This window comes from Micropruina sp., from assembly GCF_027492755.1.
In the GTDB taxonomy this organism is placed as follows: Bacteria; Actinomycetota; Actinomycetes; order Propionibacteriales; family Propionibacteriaceae; genus Micropruina.
The window spans coordinates 1-5,328 of the sequence record NZ_JAPUED010000227.1 but is presented as its reverse complement, the minus strand read 5'-3'; the positions used below and the strand labels follow the sequence as shown (position 1 = coordinate 5,328).

The window sequence follows — 5,328 nt, the reverse complement described above, 5'->3', positions numbered from 1 at the left end:
CGGAACCGGCGGCCCAGCGGCACCTGCCAGTCGCGGTAGTCGATCACCGCACCGGACTCGGCGGCCGCTGTACGCAGGTATTCGGGCAGGATGCTCAACGCCCCCAACAGGCTGACCCGGTCGGCGGTGTAGAACAGGTTGCAGTCGAAGGTGATGCCCATCCATTTGTGCGGGTTGGTGCCGTAGCTGTCGGCCAGTTCGAGGCCGTCATTGAGCCAGCGCAGTTCGGGGCACAGGGTCGCGATTCCGGCCATTGCGGCATCCACGTGCAGCCACAATCCCTCTCGGCGGGACACCTCGCCCACCGCGCGCACCGGGTCCACGGCCAGCGAGTTCGTGGTGCCGACGGTGGCGCACACCCAGAACGGCACCAGACCTGCGGCCCGGTCGGCCGCGATCGCCTCGGCCAGGGCGTCCGGACGCATCGCGAAGTTTTCGTCGTGCGGCACGATCCGCAGATGGTCGGTGCCGATGCCGGCGATCCGCAGACCCTTCTCGATCGACGAATGCGCTTGTGACGTGGCATAGGCCACCAGTCTCGTGGTGTCGGAATCGGCATTCACCGCGCCGCCGGTGGCCCGGTACCGGGCGGCCAGCACCGAGGTCAGCGTGGCCTCGCTGGCCGAGCCTTGGATCACTCCGCCGCCGCGCGCGCTGGTCGAACGGAAGGCGTCCGGCAGGCCGAGCAGTTCGACCATCCAGTCCATCATCCGGGTCTCCACCTCGGTGACGGCCGGGCTGCTCACCCAGCTCATCCCCTGCACCCCCAGGCCCGCGGAGACCAGCTCGGCCAGGATCGCCGGGTACTCGCTGTTGGCGGGGAACCAGGCGAAGAAGCTCGGATGCTGCCAGTTGGTCAGCCCGGGCACCACCACCCGGTCGAGGTCGGCCAGCAGCGCCTCGAAGCCGTCCGGCTCGCCGGGGTGTTCGGGCAGTTTGGCGGAGGTCTCACCGGGCGCGACCTGCGCCTGCACCGGCAGGGTGTCGAGGCGTTGGCGATAGTCGATGATCCAGTCGATCAGCCGGTGGCCCTGGGCCCGGAACTCCTCTGCATCCACGGCCCCAACCTAGTGTCCCGGCCACTACGGTGAACGGGTGGCCGGCAAACCTGCGGGCGGGACACCCGCGACCGACGCACTCACAGCGGCGGGGATCTCCTTCACCCTGCACAGCTACACCCACCACGACGACAGCCGGGATTTCGGTGCCGAGGCGGCGCGCGAGCTGGGTGTCGACGAGCTGCGGATCTTCAAGACGCTGGTCGTCGACATCGGTCTCGGACGGCCACCGCTGGCGGTCGGCGTCGTCCCGGTGGCAGGTCAACTCGACCTGAAGGCGTTCGCCGCCGCGGCGGGCGCGAAGAAGGCGGCGATGGCGAAGCCCGCCGAGGCGTCCCGGAGCTCGGGCTACGTGGTGGGAGGCATTTCGCCGATCGGTCAGAAGACCCCGCTGCCGACCGTCCTGGACGAGACGGCGCAACTGTTCGACACCATCTTCGTCTCAGCCGGCAAGCGCGGGCTGCAGGTCGAGCTGACCCCGGACGACCTGCTAGCGATCACCGGCGCCCGCTGGGCCGACATCGCCCGCTGACCACTAGGTCTCCACCAGATCGACCAGCGAGTTCGGCCGCTCGGCATGGCCTCCGGCGGTACCGACCGCCCGACGCAACACGTCACCGATCGTGCACTCGGCGAGTTCCCGCTCGATCGCAGCCGTCACCCGTCCTTCGATGCCGTCGAAAACGCCGATCAGGCCGGCGCCGATCGGGCAGTCCGGGCTGGGACCGTGCAGACCGAGCACGGCGTGCTCACCCTGGACGATGGACCACACCTCATCGAGGCCGATCTCGTCCGGCGACCGGCGCAACTCCCAGCCGCCCCCACTGCCCGGCCTGGATCTGACCAGCCCGGCAGCCCGCAGGGGGCCCAGAACCCGGCGCAGATAGACAGGGCTGACAGCGGCCGAGCGGGCCACCTCGTCCGAACTCACCGGACGGCCGCGCCCCGCCCCGGCGAGGTAGGCCAGGAAGTGCACCGCCACCGCAAACTGGGTGTTCACCGGTCCCGCCATGTGGCCCATGGTGTCACAACCGCAACTGAATCGACTACGTTTCCATTCGTAACTACTTCAACTACAAATAGGAGAGGAAGCCGAACGATGACCATCTACGGGATCACCGGCGCATCCGGCCAACTGGGACGCCTCACCACCGAGGCCCTCGTACAACGGGTGAGCCCCGAGCAGCTCGTGCTCATCACCCGCTCACCCGGCACCCTTGCCGAGTACGGCGCGCGGGGCATCGAGGTGCGCGCCGGAGACTTCAACGACGCCGACTCGCTGCGTGCGGCCTTCGCCGGCATCGACCGGCTGCTGATCATCTCCACCGACCGGGTCGGAGACCGCCTCGAGGGTCACCGTCGCGCCATTGCGGCGGCGAAGGACGCCGGCGTGTCACACCTGCTGTACACCTCCGTCCCCGAACCGACACCCGAGAACCCGGCCGGGGTCGTCCCCGACCACGCGGCCACCGAACAGGCCATGCGAGAGAGCGGTCTCGGCTGGACGTTCCTGCGCAACGCGCTCTACGCCGAGGGCCAGCTGGGCACCATCGAGCAGGCCGCCGCGTCGGGGCAACTGGTCACCAACGCCGGCGACGGGAAGAACGCCTACGTCACCCGGGCCGACTGCGCCCGAGCCGCCGTGGCCGCCCTGGTGCAGGGTCCCGGCAACGCGAGCTACGACATCACCGGGCCGGCCGCGCTCTCCACCGCCGATCTCGCCGCGCTCGCCGCCGGGCTCCGTGGCAGCGCGGTCGAGGTGGTCGATGTCAGCGACGAGGTGTACGTGCAGGGTCTGGTCGAGCACGGGCTGCCCGAACCGATCGCCGAGCTGCTCGCATCGTTCGGCACCGCGACCCGACTGGGATTCCTGAGCACCGTGTCCACCGCTGTCGCCGACCTCACCGGGACGCCGCCGGCACCGCTCTCCAGCCTCCTGGGCTGAGCTCAGCCGAGGTAGCGGACCAGCCGATCGATCCCCTCGGCGATCTCCTCGGACGTGCCGCAGAACGACAGCCGCATGAACCGGTGGCCGTCCACCGGGTCGAAGTCGATGCCGGGGGCGAGGGCCACCCCGGTCGCGGCCAGCACGTCGGCGCACCAGGCCTGCGAGTCGTCGGTGAGGTGCCCGATGTCGCACCAGGCGTAGAAGGCGCCGTCGGGCGGAGCGAAGCTGGTGATGCCCAACTCCGGTAGCCGTTCCAGCAGGATGTCCCGGTTGGCGGCGTAACGCCGGACGTGGGCGTCCAGTTCGGCGCGGGCGTCCGGGCCGAACGCGGCACAGCCGGCGGCCTGAGAGAGTGCGGGCGCGCAGATGGCGAGGTTGCCCTGCAGCAACTCAACCGGACGGCGCAGCGCCTCGGGCAGCAGCAGCCAGCCGATCCGCCATCCGGTCATCGACTGGTACTTGCTCAGCGAGCCGACCACGACGGCGTCCCGGCCGTACTCCCAGGCCGAGTGTGTGGGGCGTCCGAAGCTGATGCCGTGATAGATCTCGTCGCTGATCAGCAGCACGTCGTTGTCGGCGCACCAGCGGGTCAGTGCGGCCAGTTCGTCGGCCCCGATGATCGTGCCGGTCGGGTTGGCGGGGCTGGCCAGCACCAGTCCGGCGGGCTTCTCGGGCAGCGAGGCGAGCATCTCGACGCTCGGCTGGTAACGGGTTTCGGGGCCGCACGGCAGCTCGAGCAGCCGACATCCGACTGCCAGCACATCGTTGCGATAGGCCGGGTAGCCGGGACGGGTCACCGCGACCAGATCTCCCGCGTCGAAAGCCGCCAGCAGGGTCAGCAGGAACCCGGCGGAGGAGCCGGTGGTGACGACCACGGCGTCCGGGTCGACGCCGAGGCCGTACTGCTCGCGGTAGTGGCCGGCGATCGCCCGCCGGAAGGCGAGGGTGCCGACGGCCTCGGTGTACCCGAGCGTCTCTGCGCCCAACGCCTGCTGGGCGGCCGCCCGCACGGGCGCGGGTGCCGGCGTGGACGGCTGTCCGACACACAGCAGCACCACGTCGTCGTGGCTGAGCCGCCGGGCGGCGACCGCTTTGAGCACCTCCATCACGTGGAAGGGGTCGACCCCGCCACGCACGGAGGCCGGACGCGGGCTCATGACCGGTGTGTCACGCGACGGAACCAGGCCACCATGCCGGCGATGACGGCGCCGAGACCGACTCCGGTGGCGGCGCCCAGCACCCAGCCGGCGCCGAGTCCGACCCGCATGCCACGCTCAGCGACCGCCCGTCGCACGGTCGGCAGCGGATCCACCATTTCGGCGGGCGGGTCGGCGATGTCCTTGGCCAGCGGTGAACGGTAGACCGGCGGCGGTTCGTAGGAGGCCATCCAGGCCGCGATCATCAGGATCAGGGTCGCGAACAGGTTGAGGAACAACATCGCGATGATGATCGGTCCGAAGATCCGCGCCGCGGCGTTGTTGGAGAACATGCCCGTGATCGTGGTGGTGGCGATCTGCAGCACGGCCAGACCGATGGATCCGGTCAGCGCACCGACCAGCCAGACATGCCGTGGGATCGGCTGCTGGTAGGACACCCGGAACAGGAAGGCGAACAACCCGAAGCCGACGGCGATGTTCACCAGAATGGGCACCAGGCGCAAGAGCAGGGCGGTGAGGACCGTCGTGGGCAGGTGAAGCCATTCGATGATGGAGCCGGTCAGCACGGTCGCGACGGTCGAGAGTGCGAACATGGCCAGGATCGTGCCGAGTAGCGCCAGCAGGATGCCCAGGTTCTTCAGCGTCTCAACCACGATGTTCGACTTCTGCTCAGCCACATCGAGGGTGGGTCGCATCTGGGCCCGAATGGCGCTCTTCAGGTTGGCCACCCAGTTCGCCCCTGACCACGCGAAGATGCCGGCGGCGACGATGCTGAGACTTGCCCAGCTGCTCAGCGCGGTCTCCATGATGGCGATCACCTGATTACCCAGCGGAGCGTTCTTGAACTCTGCGGTGACCAGGTTGCGGACGGCGTCCAGCAGATCGGGACGCAGCACGGTCAGCACCATGCCGAGCATGGAGAAGCCGAACATCAGCACCGGGACGACGGACAGGATGGAGAAATAGGTGATCGCACCGGCGAACTGATTCCCCATGCGCGCGGTGAATCGCTCCTGGGTACGCCACAGGTGGGCGATCCCGGGCTTCTCCTTCAACTTCTCGAGCCACTGCGGCACGGTTGACCCTCCTCGAAACAGGCCCGTTCAGCCTAGCCGGGCGCCATCCGGAGGCTGCACACCGTTATGGGCGGGTCTTCGCGCGACAG

6 protein-coding genes are annotated in these 5,328 nt (G+C 69.2%); 2 read left to right on the top strand and 4 right to left on the bottom strand.

Going from position 1 to position 5,328, the window contains the following annotated elements; all coding sequences use genetic code 11:
• A partial coding sequence (locus tag Q0066_RS15685; RefSeq protein WP_298134692.1) for a pyridoxal-dependent decarboxylase occupies positions 1-1,058 on the bottom strand: 1,058 nt, incomplete at its 3' end.
• 37 nt (positions 1,059-1,095) lie between these two features.
• On the opposite strand from Q0066_RS15685, the gene ybaK reads away from it, so the two are divergent.
• On the top strand, positions 1,096-1,590 hold the full coding sequence (ybaK, locus tag Q0066_RS15680; protein WP_298134690.1) for a Cys-tRNA(Pro) deacylase: 495 nt from the start codon (positions 1,096-1,098) through the stop codon (positions 1,588-1,590).
• Between the two features lie 3 nt (positions 1,591-1,593).
• Here ybaK and Q0066_RS15675 read toward each other — a convergent pair whose 3' ends face one another.
• Positions 1,594-2,070, bottom strand: coding sequence for an Rrf2 family transcriptional regulator (locus Q0066_RS15675; protein ID WP_298134689.1), 477 nt, complete (start codon positions 2,068-2,070; stop codon positions 1,594-1,596).
• An 87-nt stretch (positions 2,071-2,157) separates the two neighbouring features.
• Here Q0066_RS15675 and Q0066_RS15670 point away from each other — a divergent pair, with 87 nt between their 5' ends.
• Positions 2,158-3,003 (top strand): NAD(P)H-binding protein, encoded by an 846-nt coding sequence (locus Q0066_RS15670; RefSeq protein WP_298134687.1) that lies wholly within the window; start codon positions 2,158-2,160, stop codon positions 3,001-3,003.
• A 2-nt stretch (positions 3,004-3,005) separates the two neighbouring features.
• Here the strand turns inward: Q0066_RS15670 and Q0066_RS15665 are convergent, their stop codons facing one another.
• Together Q0066_RS15665 and Q0066_RS15660 are read right to left on the bottom strand one after the other, a co-directional pair.
• Positions 3,006-4,163 carry an aminotransferase class I/II-fold pyridoxal phosphate-dependent enzyme gene (locus Q0066_RS15665; protein WP_298134686.1) on the bottom strand — a complete coding sequence of 386 codons (1,158 nt, stop codon included), beginning with the start codon at positions 4,161-4,163 and terminating at the stop codon, positions 3,006-3,008.
• Positions 4,160-5,239: a YhjD/YihY/BrkB family envelope integrity protein gene (locus Q0066_RS15660; protein WP_298134684.1), complete on the bottom strand. Its 1,080-nt coding sequence runs from the start codon at positions 5,237-5,239 to the stop codon at positions 4,160-4,162. The genes Q0066_RS15665 and Q0066_RS15660 overlap by 4 nt, the downstream gene beginning before the upstream one ends.
• Positions 5,240-5,328 lie beyond the last annotated feature (89 nt).

What these genes read in the sequence shown, in the direction of transcription:
- Q0066_RS15675 (WP_298134689.1), bottom strand. Translation starts at nt 2,070, where the DNA reads ATGGCGGGACCGGTGAACACCCAGTTTGCGGTGGCGGTGCACTTCCTG.
- Q0066_RS15670 (WP_298134687.1), top strand. Translation starts at nt 2,158, where the DNA reads ATGACCATCTACGGGATCACCGGCGCATCCGGCCAACTGGGACGCCTC.
- Q0066_RS15665 (WP_298134686.1), bottom strand. Translation starts at nt 4,163, where the DNA reads ATGAGCCCGCGTCCGGCCTCCGTGCGTGGCGGGGTCGACCCCTTCCAC.